The sequence below is a fragment of the Neobacillus terrae genome (assembly GCF_011393025.1).
GTDB lineage: Bacteria > Bacillota > Bacilli > Bacillales > Cytobacillaceae > Neobacillus_A > Neobacillus_A terrae.
Window position 1 is genome coordinate 156853 of record NZ_JAAOEO010000006.1, and the last position, 15905, is coordinate 172757.

The following is a 15905-nucleotide window of genomic DNA, read 5'->3' on the forward strand; positions in this document are numbered from 1 at the left end:
AAATCTTGTTGAAAAAAATCGTTAAAATGTTTGTAAACATTTTTTTCTTTATTAAGCTCAACTGAACAAAAAACACTACGAATTATCGACATTACATTTTAGATCTTTTTAATCCATTGATAAATTTTTTTCCATCTTTGAGGCACAGAAGAAAATTAAAGAAATGATTTAATTATCGAGAAGGACCCATCTTTTAGTGATTTAAACATAAAAATTGAGGGACGCAGATTGACCTCAATAATCCAAATCTCCCCTTTTTCATCAATTCCCAAATCAATTCCAAACGCTCTGGTTTTTGGATAAAAATAGGATAAATGCTCGACGATTGTCAAAGAAATTTCATTGAGTTTAGTATCTATATTGGCAAGAGAGAAATTTGATAAACACGATTCTTCTAGTGCTTGATCGACTGGCAGAATTGCTTTTGCTACATTAGTAATGACATAATTATTGGCTGCTACTTTCGCACACTTTGCAGTTACTGTCCACTCACTGGTATTTATTTTACGCTGGACCATGACTCTAATATCAAAGGGATTTTCTTGAATCGAAGCTAGGGGGATCTTTTCTTGGATAATGTATTTGGTGTTTCTCCTTCGATAGTAGTTTTCTTTTAAATAGTCATAAAGTTGCTCTTTCCCTTTAATTATGGTTCTTTGATATTCATGATGAACTTCAAAATCTTTATTAGGGAAGCTTGTAATTTGGATAACACCTTTGCCTTGTGAACCAAAACATGGTTTTAGCATTACTTTAGTATAATTTTCTACCCATTCTATTAATGATCGATTTGATAAAAGAATTGTTTTTGGCAAATAGGCTTGTAAATTGGTATTTCCCATCATCAATTTATGTTTTTTCCACTTGCTGCTTGATGCCCTCATTTACCTACTCTCCCATAGGATAATTAAATTCAAAAAATGTTTATTTAATCTCTATTTTCTAGTTCAAAAAAGGAAAAGGATTAAATAACGAGTATCACTTTATTTCCTCAGACAAAGCTTCCTTTCCTCATTTTTCAGTACACGATAAAACAACCATGTTTCTGTTAAAACAATATTTTTGAGAAAATTATTGTAGTTTGAAATTGCACTATTTAACTAATGTGATATAGTTTCGACCATTGCTTGTGTGAAAAAAATCTTGAAGAACATCTTCATAACAAGACATAAATCTTCATTTCCTTCCTTTTTTTGATCTTATTGTATTCTCAACTTTATGATTTAGCTTGGACACTTATTGGATTGGGATATTTTCATTTAATTAACCAATCTTTAGAAAAAAAGGCTAATTAATAGAACCCTACATAATTTTAATGAATACTCTAAAATAAAGAACTCTCCTATTCCCCTATCGTATCCCAGAAAGTTTCAAGCGTTCTCACTTTAATTCTAAAATAAGGAGTTTAATAATGTCTGAATTAATTACTGTATTAATAACAGGTATTGGATCCCCAGGAGCACCTGGAGTAATAAAGTCTTTGCGAGCAGTGAAAGAAGTTAATTTCAGAATCATAGGAGTAGATATTAAAGAGAATATAGCTGCAAAGGCAATGGTTGATAGGTTCTTTACTGTCCCTAAAGCTTCTGATCCAGAATTTATTAACCAAATTCATACCTTATGCTTCAATGAAAAAATTGAAGTTATCCTTCCAATGGTATCTCAAGAGTTGCTAGCTTTATCAAATCATGCTGAGAAATTCAAGAAAAGTGGTGTCGCCGTTTCGGTTTCAAATTTTAACTCATTAGATAAGACAATAAATAAAGGGAAGTTATTCAACTCCCTATCTATGAAAGGAATCTCTACCCCAAAATTTTCAATCGTTCATACATCTGAAGAATTAAGCCGGGAAATTTTTGCTTTAGGTTATCCTGAAAAACCCGTTTGCATAAAGCCAGTCATTTCTGACGGAAGTCGGGGGTTCCGTATATTAGACAAAAATAAAAACCGGATTGACCTTTTATATTACGAAAAACCGTCTTCCGTATATATAAGCTTTAATGAATTAATGGAAACTTTAAAAGGGACTTCATCGATTCCTGACACAATGGTAATGGAATACCTTCCTTTTGAAGAGTACAGTGTTGATATTTTAGCCAATCATGGGGAGGTTATTGTTGCAGTTCCAAGATTAAGAGATGAAATCAATAATGGTATTTCCGTGAAAAGTACAATTGTTAAAGAGGAAGATGTCATTCAATACTCATCCCAAATTGTCAAAGAGCTTGGCCTTCATGGAAATATAGGTGTCCAAGTTCGAAGAGATAGTAATCATATCCCTAAAATTATTGAAATAAACCCACGTATTCAGGGAACTATTGTCCATTGCACCGCTGCAGGTATCAATTTACCTTTCTTAGCTATCAAACTTGCAAAAAATCATCCAATTACTCAGGAAGAGTTAAAGATTAACTGGGGATTGCAGATGTATAGATTTTGGGAAGAAGTTTATTTTGATAAAGGCGGAATCCAAGTTAATTGGGAGGAATAAATATGGACGGTGTTTCAATCATTACTTGCACGATAAGAAGAAGACAGCTAGAAAATATCTTTAACAATTATAATCGGCAAATCTGTGAGAATAAAGAACTTATTATTATATTAAATAAGGCGAATATGAGCCTTAATAGATGGAAGAGAATAGCCCGAAAACACAATAATGTGTTTGTTTACAAGCTCCCGGATTTAACATTAGGAGCCTGCTTGAACTTTGGAATCGAAAAAGCAAAGCACCCCAATATTGCAAAATTTGATGACGACGATTATTATTCACCTAAATATCTTACACAAGCCCTTGACGCTTTGGCTAATACTGAGGCTTCAGTAGTAGGAAAAATGTCTGTCAGCACCTATTTCCAAGGAAGAGAATTGCTTGCAATCCGTAAACCCAATAACGAAAATTGTTATCTCCAAGGAGTTGGTATAAATGCACCACATTTAGGAGGGGGGACACTTGTATGGAAAAAATCTTTGTATCCTGACGTAGGATTCCCTAACAAAAACTTGGGAGAGGATGTATTTTTCCAAGTAAACTGCGAACAAAAAGGCTATAAAATTTATTCCACTGACAGTAATTATTATGTTTCGATACGACAAAGAGACAAAAGAAAACACACATGGAAATCCAGCGATAAAAGGGTATTAAAAGAATCTGAAGTTGTCGCGTACACTGACGATTTTATTCCTTATATAGGAGGAGTTGAAGAATGAACGGTGTTTCAGTTATCACTTGTACGATCAGATCAAATTGATAATATTTTTGAAAATTATGACAGGAAAGATTGTGAGAACAAAAAGCTAATCATTATCTTGAACAGAGCTGGTATGGGGATTCGTAAGTGGAGGAAGAAAGCCAAAAAATATAAAAACGTTACTATTTAAAGGCGGGCCAAAATGACCTTGGAGTCTTGCCTTAATTTTGGAATTAGGAAAGCCAAGCATACTGTTGTCGCTAAATTAGATGATGATGATTATTACGGTAGAGAGTATCTGACCCAAGCCCTTAATGCCCTAAATACCACAGAGGCTTCAGTGGTAGGCAACGATTCTTCTCTCACCTATCTGGAGGGAAAGAAGCTTCTCGCTGTAATTAGACCAGATAATCAAAACACATATATAACTCACGTGGGCGGCGGAACATTTGTATTTAGAAAATCCATTTTTCCACATGTGAGATTTCCAAAAAAGAGAGTGGCGAAGGGTATTTTATTTCAGAAAAGGTGCCGAAAGAAAGGTTATAAGATCTACTCAACTGATCATTATCATTACGTTAGCATTCGTCGCGCAGACAAAAAGTCACATACATGGCAAGCCGAGGATGAAGAGTTGCTAGAGGAATGTGAAATTATTACCCATACGGATGATTACAGACCCTTTATTGATTGAAGACTAATATAAATGGATTTTTAAAGAAGCATAGAGGCTGACTCAAAAGGTCGTTAAATAACGACTAATTGTGTCAGCCATTTAAATTTTTCCTATGTTTAGGGAGTAAATTGTAGTTAGAGATCTCTTAGAGGGATAAAATTTACTCTAATTTTCTTAAAGGTTATTTATTGTAGTGGTAACATCAAAACCAAAACCGAACTAATTTTTTATTTTTTTATAAGACGGTTTGTCAATCTAAGTGCCACACTTCCTCTTAAAACGCTTCGTGTGCAGTTTTCCAATTTAAACATTTCCTTGGTCTTTGGTTAAAAAGGTGTAAAGCACGATTTAATTCCTTCTCCGACACCTTGGCTAGGTCTGTTCCTTTTGGGAGAAACTCACGCAAGAGGTCATTTGCCTTTTCATTACTGTCTCGCTGCCAGGAAGAGTAAGGGTCGGCAAAATACACGTGTATAGGGAGTTCATTTTCAATCTCCCCATAACACGCAAATTCTTTCCCACGGTCTACAGTGGCCGTTTTAAATGCTTTTTCTGGGAATAACGAAGATATCCGTTTAATCGATTCTTCCATAGAAGCTGCGGTTCGATCTGGCATCAATACGGCAATATAGTAACGGGTTTTGAGTTCGATAAATGTGGCAACACAGCCCTTACTTTTCCCCCTGCCAGAGACAAATGAATCCGACTCCCAGTGACCGAAGGTTTCGCGTTTCTTTATTTCTTTTAGACGTTTTTGGATGGATGTTCCAATATTAAAACGGCCTCTGGTTTCTCTAGGCTTTTTGCGCTTTCCCTTTTGCCTTAAAACGAGTAAATCCGGGATGGAAAGAAGACCTTTGTAAAGCCAATTATACATAGTCTTAAACGAAATAGAACCTTTTAATAAGCCACAAGAAATCTGTTCTGGTGACCAGGTTAAATACAGCTTTTCCTTTATTTGATTGGCTAAATCCGGAGTCCACTTGCCCACTGGTTTACAGGCCTGTCTTCGCTTTTTATATTGGGTGTGGGCTATCTGGCTTTGGTAATCTTGGTCCAACTCCACACTACGATTTAATTCACGTGCAATAGTGGAATGGTGTCTGCCAAGTTTCTTCGCAATGGCTCTGGTAGAGAAACCAGCGCTATAAAGCGCTTCTAGTTTCCCTCGTTCAAATGTGGTAAGATATGTGTAACTCATACTCGTCCTCCATGTAAAAAAGTTGTGTGGTAACTTCTATTTTACACGAAGCGAGTGTGGGTTTTTTTGTATTTTCTAGATGTCGCACTTAATAATACAATTTGTCATAAATAAAAAAGAAGCTCCCCAAAAAAGTATTATTTTGGGGCAGCCTCTTTGTATGTCGAAAATAAAAAAATTAGATTTGCTGGCAGTCTTTTTTATATTACTTTTTAAAAAATAATTCTTCTTTACTTTGTTAAAACAAAGTTTTAGTTTGTACATTATCTTTTTGAATTTTCCTAAGAATATTTTTCCTTTATTTAACTAATTAGTACATTAATTAATCAGAAATATTCACGATTTTTTATGGATTTTAATAAAGTAAAGTGAGTGGGTCTTTTTACGACTGCCCATAGTCTACAATTGACAAGAAGGTGATATAAATGAATTCTATCTTATTTGTTTGCCATGGAAATATATGCCGCTCACCTATGGCAGAGGCACTCTTCCGTGACCTCTTACTTAGAAATAACTTGAGTACTAAGGTTAAGGTCGATTCAGCCGGAATAGGTAATTGGCATTTTGGAAAACCTCCACACCAAGGAACGTGTGAGGTTTTATCAAAACGGAAAATCCCTTATGAAAATATTACTGCAAGACAAATAACAAAAGAAGATTTTAATAAATTTGACCTTATTATCGTTATGGATGAAAGAAACCAAAAGTCGATCAAGGAACTAGCCGGGAACAAAGCCATAAACGTCCATTACTTGTCAGAATTTATTACAGAGAGTGATTGTATCGATATTCCTGACCCTTACCACACCGGGGAATTTGAAAAAGCTTATCAATTAATCCATGCAGGATGTCAGGGTTTATTGAAAAAAATTCTATCGAAGGAAATTTTGTAAAATTCATATATTATTATAGTTCATCCTATCCCTTGTCCATTTTATCTCTACCCGTGTATTCTTATAACCTGAAATGCTTCAGCATAATCGGTGTAAATTGATTGTCCTCTGTATGTTGCCTTTGTCGAAAGAAATTGGGGAGTAGTGGGATGATTTTTTCCGCCAACCTGTGTCCTATAAGCTGCTAAAGCTTTTGCTTTTTTTTCGACCTGCTCTGGCTTAAGCGGGACAAATAAATTGGGTGAAAAAGAAAGCTCACCATCGGTTTCATATACGAGTACCGATCCGTTCCAATAATATGGTCTTATTGCCGTTAAAGCAGCCTCGTGCAAAGCTGTATGATCCTGATGTTTCGTTAACGATGGAATATAGATCACTGTTGGTTTAAATGAATCAATTTCCCTTTCAATTTTTGATACCAACTCTATTCTTGGTATCACATCCAGTTTACTATGGTATTTGATTTTTTCATTATCGGTATACATGATACTATGATCAGTCACACCTAATATTTCATAAGCCTTTTCTAACTCTTTTAAACGGACCATTCCACTGTATTCTTCATATAGATTCTTTTCTTTGTAAAACTTCTGATAAGTACCGTATACAAATGTAGCTATAACAACTCGAACAGCACTTTGGTTTTCCAGGTATTTCTGGATAACCCCCCCGCATCCGATAACCTCATCATCTGCATGAGGAGCCAATATTAAAACCCTTTGATTTTCATATTGTATAGCTTGCACTATTTTCACACTCCTTCTTTTCAATAAAGACCAGTAATAAACTTCAAAAATTCCTCTTGTCTTGTTGACTAAGGGGTCTTTCTATTTGGTTACCTTTTGTTGTCGAAACTTTGAATAGAAGAAAATATTGTACAAATCAATTCTTTAACGGTATAAATATTTGAATTTTAAGGAACCAATTTTACTAAGGGAATAAACAGAAAGTACTTCAAATAGTCAATCACCCCAATTATCCACATTTGAGCTAATTGAGTTATTTAACGTCAGACGCCATTCACATTAATTATTGTATTTGCATAAGAAAGAAAGGACAGGGCTATCTACACGCTGTATATAAAAAAATATAAAAAAATATATAAAACTATCATAAAATTTTTACCATTAGCTTCTACTGCCATAATAACGATTTTGATTACCCTACATTAGGCCGAAACAATATAAATTACTGCTAATGTATCTTCTTCTGTGTTTGATAATATTCCAACTAACAAAGTTGCAACATTAAACACAACTGTCATTAAGCCTAGCAAGCAGAATAAGTTTTGGCTAAAATCACCACTCAAAAAATCATAAGTGATTCCCAAAAAACTTGACCATGCTAAAACACCCCCTTGGTTGGCTTTCCCAGACCAACCAAGGGGGTTCACATAACTTTTAAAAATCTACTATTGCTTTTCTGATTTTTCCATTCTTAATATAATGTATCCAGTAAATACTTTGCATAAGCTAATGGTGTTGTATGAGTAGCTTTCCATGTTGATTCCATTTTGGCATTTCGAAACGTTATCCTTAAATCCCGTGCATTACACTCAATAAACATCGGGAAACCCTCTTCAGTAATACCTATATCCATTCCAAGATCAGCTAAACCGCTTAATTCACTTGATAATTGTTCGGCAGCCTGTAACGAAAATTTTTCAATTGCCTTATAGACTTGGTCTTTATTAAGATTCTTTCCCTCTAATAGCACATCTAACGGATAGACTTTTCCTCCCCTCGCAACATTCGTTACATAATTTCCTCCATTAGCGACTTTCCCAACAATACCTGTCACTTGCCAATGTCCCGTCTGATTTTTTTGAACGGATACCCGAAGGTCGAATGGATTCCCTTGATAAGATGCCAGTGGAATTCTTTGTTGAACTAGAAAAGTACGTTTCCTAAGAATATCCAATAAATTTTGTGGTAATTGGTTCCCAAAAGTAAGACTTTCGTATTTTTTTGTTGCTCGATTTCGAAAGGCCCATTTGTATTCATCATCCTCTTTACTAATAAGCATGACACCAAGCCCTAAACTGCTATTATTTGGCTTAATAATAAGTGAATCATAGTTTTCCAGCATTTGAAGAATATTATTTTCATCTGCAATTAGCGTCATCGGTAAATGTTTGTGCAGTTCATTGTTCTTTAGAAGTATTTCGTGAACTAGTATTTTACGATAACGATTCTTTATATTAAAAACTATGATACCATTATTCATTAACTGCTGGACCTTTTTATAATCACTATTGGAATTAAATAATGCACGGTTATGAATCACTCTTGGTATAGGAACACTTTGTTTCATGTATTTGTTATTTTCACCTTTAACATATGCCTGTACTTGATTTCCCCTTGGTTCAATATCCTGGATCCGAAAAAAACAGGGTATAAAATCATACATAATCCCCGCTTCTTCATAAAAGGAAAGGTGTTCAAATCCCGTTCTTCCACGTGGAATGCCATTATATATTATATTGTCTAATAGTATACCTACATACGGTCTACTCATTTATCCAAATGCCTCCTATAAATTTATTTCTCTACCACAAATGAACCAAAGATAGATTGAATCTATGATTCAGCATTAGCTTCATATCAAATGCCCGTATGCAAAATTCATAAGTAAATTGATTTTGACTAAAAACAGCTAAACTTCTAAGAATATTCACTAATGCTACTTATTCGGTTTTGACATCACCTTATAAAGATTTAAACCGAGTTCTTAATATGAATATGAAAAAATGACCACTATGTATAGGCATATCATTAGCTTCCAAACCCTATAATTCATTGGAACAGAGCAACACTCACTGATTTTGTCTGTATCCCATTACTTATGGACAATTTGTCATTGATTTTTTATGAAAAGATGCATAAATCTGTCTCAGACTTGGGTAAACAACCAAGCAATTTCCCACTATACTGAATAGTTTATAAATAAGAAAAGGATTTGATTGTTCTTTATTAAAATGGTTGGTTTTGAATAAAAATTTAATGATGCACTTGGAAATTCCATAGTTATATATAAAATAAGTTCATGTAGCATGGAGAAAATCTTTAAAAATACTGAGGAAAAAAGATAAATATTATTCTCAATAATGATTTCTTTATATAGTTGGATGGACGAAAAGAGCGGGAAAAAAATAATGTACTAATATACTACCTTTCAAGAGACAGCGTTTGGAAGGTGTTTGAATTAACTAATGATATTTTGGTTCTTTTTTATCTAATGGAACTCAAAAGCATTAAATAATACATTTTCCGATATCAAGTATTATTGTATTTCAAGTTAATTTTGCAATACATTGTCAAGGCTCGCTGTTCGATCATGATTTCATCAACCTTTCTATCTTTTCTTTTAAACTAGCTGGAGCTGCTTTAACGGTATTTAGGAGGTCGGCAAATATGCCGGTAAGAGATAAATTGACCAATTTTGTGTGGAAAACGCCAAATTTTTATTAGAGCATGATGAAGTCCTAATCACATTCTTTATAAATGAATACCCTAAAAATACAGAAAACCATATTTTTTATTCGTCATTAAAAGCTGATTACTGAAATCTAATAATCATGATTAAATATAGGAAGTTTCATCCAAGAAAGGAGTGCCAAGTTGAAAGGAATTATAGTTGCTGGGGGTAGTGGATCTCGACTTAGTCCTTTAACAAAAGTTATTTCAAAAGCTCTTTTACCTGTCTATGATAAACCGATGATATACTACCCCCTCTCAATTCTAATGGAGGCAGGTATACGTGAAATACTAGTTATAACAACTCCCGAGGATAAATTAAGATTTATGAAGTTATTAGGAGATGGATCCCACTTAGGAATCTCGATAAAATATGAAGCCGAGCCATCACCAAAAGGGATTGCACAGGCTTTTATTATCGGTGAGCAATTTATTGGCGATGATAATGTGGCTTTAATATTAGGTGATAATATTCTTTTTGGAAATGCTCTTTCTGCCCGCCTTCAAAAATCAATCACAAAGAAAACAGGTGCTACCGTTTTCGGATATTATGTAAAAGACCCTGAAAGGTATGGAGTCGTAGAATTTGATCTAAGCGGCAAAGCTATTTCCTTAGAAGAAAAACCTAAAAATCCGAAATCAAACTACGCGGTAATAGGATTGTATTTTTATGATAACCGGGTAGTAGAATTAGCAAAAAGTCTATTACCTTCTGAACGAGGGGAATTGGAAATTACGGACATTAATAAGGCCTATTTATTTATGGACGAGCTAGATGTTGAAGTGTTGGAAACAGGATTTACCTGTATTGATACTGGTACACATAGTTCATTGTATGAAGCTTCACAATGTATAAAGATATTTGAAGAACATCAAAACATTAAAATAGGATGCATAGAGGAAGTAGCCTATAAAAAAGGATATATAACGAGAGAGCAGTTAATTTTTTTAGCCAATTCCCTGCTTAAAACTGATTATGGAAGTCACTTAATGAAAATTGCAACAAAAAATAGAAATGTATTTTAAATTAAAGAAATAAACTCTTTCTGCCTTCTCCTATTTTTTAACCATTTCAAGTCCTTCACTCTATTATTGGATAATCCAGACCCCAAAAAATTGAAATTACAACAAGTTGACAAGGTCAGATGCTTAAATATCTTGAATATGATCATTTACAATTGTGAAAAGCGCGATTATGGTTAATAAATTGCATTTTCTATTTATTAATATTGTTAGAGAATCGGTTGGGAGTCGAATCACTCCCTGCTTAACGTACTCCAATAACGTATCTATGTACCCATTACTCAATTTCTTATTCATGTTTCTGATTGTATCCTGCCTTTCTTAAAAATACGGGAGGAATTAAAATATTCAACTAAAAAAGGGTGAAAAAAATTGAAAGTTCTTGTTACAGGAGGATTAGGTTTCATCGGGTCACATCTTGTTGACCAATATATTCATAACGGATATGACGTTGTTGTTCTAGATAATCTATCAACTGGGGCTTTGTCTAACCTAAATCCAGATGCCCGTCTTATCAGCATGTCTCTTTTAGATGTTACTCTCGAAGAATGTTTGCGTAAAGAAAAACCAGACATAATAAACCACCACGCTGCACAAGTTAATGTTAGAAATTCAGTCAGCAATCCTATTTACGATGTAGAAACGAATTTGCTTGGGACTGTTCGCTTGCTTCAAGCAGCAGGCAAAGTCGGAATAAAAAAATTCATATTCGCTTCTTCAGGAGGCACTGTTTATGGTCAAACTCCTAAAATAGCTTTGCCAGAAACTTTTATTACTAAACCTGTTTCACCATATGGAATTAACAAACTTGCATCTGAATTTTATATTGACTTTTACGCTAAACAATACGGTTTTCAATCAATCATTTTGCGTTATTCAAACGTATATGGATCAAGGCAAAATCCAGCTTCAGAATCCGGGGTAGTTTCTATTTTCGAAAACCGTATAAGAAACGGTTTGCCTCCCATTGTGTATGGGGATGGAAAACAAATTCGTGATTATATTCATGTGAGTGATGTTGTGGCGGCAAATATACTGGTTAGCCAATTGGAATCTCTCCCACACGAAATTTTAAATGTTGGAACTGGCAAAGGAACATCATTAAATGAGCTTCTCGCCTTGTTTTATCGACTATATCGTGGTTCAAAACCCCCAGTTTATACAAATGCTAAAGCAGGGGAACTCAGTTTCAACGTATTATCAATTAACAAATTAACTTCCTTGGGATGGTCTCCCAAAATTAGCCTAGAAGAAGGCATTATACAACTCTCCCAGGAACATGATTAAAGAATCTGAGTACGCCAAAAGGCATCCAATTAATACATTGGATGCCTTTTGGCTATTCAGGGTTTAAAATATCATACAGGACATATTTATAACCGTTGCTGGACTTTTAATACTAAGGGAAAACTATCTGTCTAAACCTAGATTACCATTATTATATTTAAATATCTTCACTCCAAATAGTTATACTTTCATATTTAAAAAATTCGTCTTGTAATATGTGTCCTTTATTCCAAGGTTTACTTTTACCGGTAAAGTGAATGATTGCTGGCTTAAAATCGTTCATCTTTTTTTTACTACTTTTTTTCTTTTTAATTCTCATAATCCTTTTATATAATTCTGTTGTGAAATTCCATTTCATATCCAACGGTAGCCACTTACTATACAAAACAGCATTTAACGCATCCTGATCTAGAAAAATAATAATACTTTCGTTATTTTTTAAATAATCTACTACGGCTTTAGTTGTATGATTTTCACGCCATTTATCAAGATTTATTAACATGACACCAGAGTTAAAATACATTCCTTTTTTGGTGGGCAGAGACAGAGCTCTATGCCTTCTTTTATTAAATTCATTAACCGCTGCTACGAAATAGTCCTCTATATTAATTTTCCATAGTTCAGTAATATCTTCATTAAGAATAATATCACTATCCAAATATATGGCTTTACGAACCTCAGCATTAAGAAGGTCAGGAATGAGTAATCTATAATATGCTTCTTTTGTTAAGTGCTTTGTGAGTTTAAAGTCCTCAAAAAGTGTGGGAGAAGTATCAAAAAACTTTAATTCTAATCCGAATCTTTTTATGGACTCATTTAACTTAAACTTATTAATATCAGACAATCTACCAATGATATTAATGGACATGGGATTGTTTGATTTCTTATTTTCTAACACGGAAGTAAGCATGACAGCTGTGGGTTTTGCATAATTATCATTGCTCGTAGTAACTATTTGTATAGTTTCCAATGTTCTTCACCTTTTTCTTGTTCAAAAGATACACAGAAAAATATGCTTATATAATACAAATAACTAATTGTAAGCTGATATTTGAAAATTCAAGGTATTTGAATAGTGAATAAATTTTTTCCGAATGATAGACCCCTCCTTCTTAATTGACGCAAAAGCCTACGTTTTTTTGAATTAACAACAATTCCATCGATTTCATTTGATTTGTATAATGAATAAGCTTCTTCTATATCATTTGACCGTGGGTCAGGAAAGCTCATCGTTATAAAATGATTTTTTCCTTCCAAATGACTCCTATAAAATTCGTAGTTTTTTTCTGTGCCTAGTAATAACAATTTTGGTTTCCTATTTAAATGATTAAATCTTAGCTCTGAAATATTTTTAAAGGTACTGAGTAATACCTCGTTCCTTGTATCGATTTTATCACGATGTGCAAGAGAATTTTTACGTACTCTATATTTATATAAAACTTCCGGCACCCTAGAAATCCCCCCCATTTCAAACATTCTAGTCCATAGATCGTAATCATAAGCAATTTTGAATATTGGATCATATCCTCCAATTTTTTCAAATGCACTCTTTAAGAAAAATCCGGTACCATTGCAAAGGGGAGTGCTGTTAAATTGTTCCTTCCTGAAATTTTTTTTATTGTTAAAAAAGGATTCCTCCCATTGAAGAAACTTTTGATTAATTTTATCATTCCCGGGTATACATTGAACTAATGAACCAACAACTACAAGTCTAGGATCCGATTTAATAAAATATAACTGAGTTTGCAATCTATGCTCTATGCTAACATCATCAGCATCTTGGAGTGCAATCCATTTGCCTCTTGCTTCATTAATTCCAATATTTAAGGCATTTGCTGCCCCTCCATTCCTTTCTAAATGAATTGCCTTAACTCTGGAATCCGCTATATTGTCCAATATTTCTCTTGTCTTATCATTGGATCCATCATTTACAATAATATATTCAAAATGTGAATATGTTTGTTTAAGAATACTCTCAATGGATTCCTTAAGATACTCTTCTCCGTTATATACCGCTGTTACCACCGATATTCCCATAAATCTCACTCCTTACATCATCCGTCCATTCATCAAGTTATAAAACAGAAGAAAGTAGTTTCACATGATTATTGATTTAATGGCGTTTTCTTAAAACACTATAAATTTATCCCTTAGATTGGGGCTTCTAATATAAGTTGGTTTAGACCGAATTAAAAATAATTAATACCTCCAGTTGCAACAGAGCGTAACAATTAAGTGATTAGCAAGGAAAAAAGAATCGAAGAATCATCATTGAATTGATAGAATAAATGCTCATACGTTGGATGAATTAAGATAAGCCGAAGTGATTGTTTCTGGTCTGTGGGAACTCAATCATTATGTGAGATGTATCAACCTTAGGAAGACTTTTTCGTTTTTTTCGCAAGGGCTTTTATTTTTTGTGAGCATAAAGTATCTTAAATTATTATTTGTAAAACATGGATAATAACACCATACAGCATATATTAAAAGTCACAATGAAGTGTTTTAAACTCCTGAAAGGTCTGTAATTTTTTATCTTTTTCAGATAATATAATTTGATTTATTGCCACCTTTCCCCAGTCAATGGCTAGATCCTCATCGTTCCATAAAATGCCTGAATCGTGTTCAGGGGAATATTTATTGTCACAAAGATAATAGAAAGTCGTATCATCCTCTAATGATAAGCAACCATGTGCAAAACCCCTTGGAATATAAAGCATTCTTTTATTTTCTGATGATAACATTACAGAAAAATGATTTCCAAAGGTTGAAGAACTTTTTCTTAAATCTACAGCAACATCAAGGATTTTACCTTTCGAACATCTAATTAGTTTTGCCTGAGAGTTATTATTTTGATAATGAAGACCCCTTAATACACCCTTTTTAGATGTTGTTTCAATTTCCTCAATAGGTGAAAAATCAATACCCTTTTCTAAAAAAATATTTTTTTCAAAGGTTTTTTTCATAAATCCTCGTTCGTCGTAAACGGTAAAAGGTTCTATAAGCATAAGACCTTCTATATTCGTTGGTAAAAATTTGTAATTAGTAAACATTTGTATGCAACTCCAATGTGGAATTTTTTTCTCATATGGAATTAAATATTGATTGTTTAATAATTTTTTCGTGTACTAGCTAAACTTTCGTTTGCCCTCTTAAAAACCTCACAATAAATAATTTATGCACTAACTCCAACGCTAGTGTATTTGTTTTATATAAAGATCGATCCTAAATTAGTTCTTTTCAAAAAAGGCCTATTTTTGCTAGAAGCTTGAACAAATTTATTAATAATTGAATAAAGATAAGTTAGTACCGCTAATGGAAATATCTGAATATTGAACAAGCATTTAAAAAAGTGAATGAGAGGTGGTAGGAATGAAGGTAGTCATTCTTGCTGGTGGATTTGGAACAAGAATAAGCGAAGAGTCTCATTTGAAACCTAAACCTATGATAGAAATTGGTGATAGTCCAATACTTTGGCATATAATGAAAATTTATTCCTTTTATGGTTTTAATGAATTTATTATCTGTTTGGGATATAAAGGATATAAAATAAAGGATTATTTTCTAAACTATTATCTTTATAAATCAGATGTCACAGTAGATTTCACTCATGGAAATCAAAGTATAGTTCATAATCAAAACGCAGAGCCATGGAAAATTACTTTAGCTGAAACTGGGTTAGAGTCGATGACAGGAGGCAGGGTAAAACAGGTTCAAAAATTTATTGGAAATGAACCTTTTTTATTAACCTATGGAGATGGAGTTAGCGATGTAAATATAAATGAGCTTATAAAATTTCATAAATCACACGGTAAGTTGGCAACACTTACTACTATTCAGCCAACAGGCAGATTTGGCTCATTGGATTTATCAGAGAAACAAGAAGTCTTAGCATTCAAAGAGAAGATAAAAGGAGATGGAGGATGGATTAACGGCGGTTTTTTTGTTTTTGAGCCAGAAGTTTTTGACTTTATAGATAATGAAAAAACAGTTTTAGAAAAAGAGCCGCTTGAAAGGCTTGCCGAACTTGGTCAGTTAATGGCCTATAAGCATACCGGCTTTTGGCAGCCAATGGATACTATAAGAGATAAAAACTACTTAGAGGAGCTCTGGAAATCGGAAAAGGCTCCTTGGAAAATATGGAGTTGAAATGAGGTT

14 protein-coding genes are annotated in these 15905 nt (G+C 33.5%); 7 read left to right on the forward strand and 7 right to left on the reverse strand.

Translation table 11 applies throughout. The features are described from left to right. Positions 1-155: 155 nt before the first annotated feature. A complete protein-coding gene (locus tag G8761_RS10975) occupies positions 156-884 on the reverse strand; it encodes a YheC/YheD family protein (protein ID WP_166026496.1) in 729 nt (242 codons plus the stop codon). A gap of 527 nt (positions 885-1411) precedes the next feature. On the opposite strand from G8761_RS10975, the gene G8761_RS10980 reads away from it, so the two are divergent. The 3 genes from G8761_RS10980 (at position 1412) to G8761_RS10990 (ending at position 3885) form a co-directional block, all read left to right on the forward strand. Then, positions 1412-2491, forward strand: a complete 1080-nt coding sequence (locus tag G8761_RS10980; RefSeq protein WP_166026498.1) for an ATP-grasp domain-containing protein — start codon at positions 1412-1414, stop codon at positions 2489-2491. A gap of 2 nt (positions 2492-2493) precedes the next feature. Further along, positions 2494-3210, forward strand: a complete 717-nt coding sequence (locus tag G8761_RS10985; RefSeq protein ID WP_166026500.1) for a glycosyltransferase family 2 protein — start codon at positions 2494-2496, stop codon at positions 3208-3210. A 183-nt stretch (positions 3211-3393) separates the two neighbouring features. Continuing rightward, a complete protein-coding gene (locus G8761_RS10990) occupies positions 3394-3885 on the forward strand; it encodes a glycosyltransferase family protein (RefSeq protein ID WP_166026502.1) in 492 nt (163 codons plus the stop codon). A 256-nt stretch (positions 3886-4141) separates the two neighbouring features. On the opposite strand, the gene G8761_RS10995 is transcribed toward G8761_RS10990, so the two are convergent. After that, positions 4142-5068, reverse strand: coding sequence for an IS30 family transposase (locus tag G8761_RS10995; RefSeq protein ID WP_166026504.1), 927 nt, complete (start codon positions 5066-5068; stop codon positions 4142-4144). A gap of 425 nt (positions 5069-5493) precedes the next feature. On the opposite strand from G8761_RS10995, the gene G8761_RS11000 reads away from it, so the two are divergent. Further along, positions 5494-5961 (forward strand): low molecular weight protein-tyrosine-phosphatase, encoded by a 468-nt coding sequence (locus tag G8761_RS11000; protein ID WP_166026506.1) that lies wholly within the window; start codon positions 5494-5496, stop codon positions 5959-5961. Between the two features lie 47 nt (positions 5962-6008). On the opposite strand, the gene G8761_RS11005 is transcribed toward G8761_RS11000, so the two are convergent. Together G8761_RS11005 and G8761_RS11010 are read right to left on the reverse strand one after the other, a co-directional pair. Further along, on the reverse strand, positions 6009-6707 hold the full coding sequence (locus tag G8761_RS11005; protein ID WP_166026508.1) for a PIG-L family deacetylase: 699 nt from the start codon (positions 6705-6707) through the stop codon (positions 6009-6011). A 691-nt stretch (positions 6708-7398) separates the two neighbouring features. Next, a complete protein-coding gene (locus G8761_RS11010; protein WP_166026510.1) occupies positions 7399-8478 on the reverse strand; it encodes a YheC/YheD family endospore coat-associated protein in 1080 nt (359 codons plus the stop codon). A gap of 1103 nt (positions 8479-9581) precedes the next feature. On the opposite strand from G8761_RS11010, the gene rfbA reads away from it, so the two are divergent. Together rfbA and G8761_RS11020 are read left to right on the forward strand one after the other, a co-directional pair. Continuing rightward, positions 9582-10463, forward strand: coding sequence for a glucose-1-phosphate thymidylyltransferase RfbA (rfbA, locus tag G8761_RS11015; protein WP_166026513.1), 882 nt, complete (start codon positions 9582-9584; stop codon positions 10461-10463). A 369-nt stretch (positions 10464-10832) separates the two neighbouring features. Then, entirely contained in the window at positions 10833-11747 is a 915-nt protein-coding gene (locus tag G8761_RS11020; protein ID WP_166026515.1) for an NAD-dependent epimerase/dehydratase family protein, read from the forward strand. Positions 11748-11904: 157 nt separating this feature from the next. Here G8761_RS11020 and G8761_RS11025 read toward each other — a convergent pair whose 3' ends face one another. The 3 genes from G8761_RS11025 to rfbC all read right to left on the reverse strand — a co-directional run bounded on the left by G8761_RS11025 (position 11905) and on the right by rfbC (position 14800). After that, the gene (locus G8761_RS11025; protein WP_166026517.1) at positions 11905-12717 is read right to left on the reverse strand and encodes a glycosyltransferase family 8 protein; all 813 of its coding nucleotides are present in this window, start codon (positions 12715-12717) and stop codon (positions 11905-11907) included. Between the two features lie 89 nt (positions 12718-12806). After that, positions 12807-13784: a glycosyltransferase family 2 protein gene (locus tag G8761_RS11030; protein WP_166026520.1), complete on the reverse strand. Its 978-nt coding sequence runs from the start codon at positions 13782-13784 to the stop codon at positions 12807-12809. Positions 13785-14230: 446 nt separating this feature from the next. Next, the gene (gene rfbC, locus G8761_RS11035) at positions 14231-14800 is read right to left on the reverse strand and encodes a dTDP-4-dehydrorhamnose 3,5-epimerase (RefSeq protein WP_166026522.1); all 570 of its coding nucleotides are present in this window, start codon (positions 14798-14800) and stop codon (positions 14231-14233) included. A gap of 319 nt (positions 14801-15119) precedes the next feature. Between rfbC and rfbF the strand changes: the two genes are divergently transcribed. Then, complete coding sequence (rfbF, locus tag G8761_RS11040; protein WP_166026524.1) at positions 15120-15896, forward strand: glucose-1-phosphate cytidylyltransferase; 777 nt, start codon at positions 15120-15122, stop codon at positions 15894-15896. Positions 15897-15905: the final 9 nt, after the last annotated feature.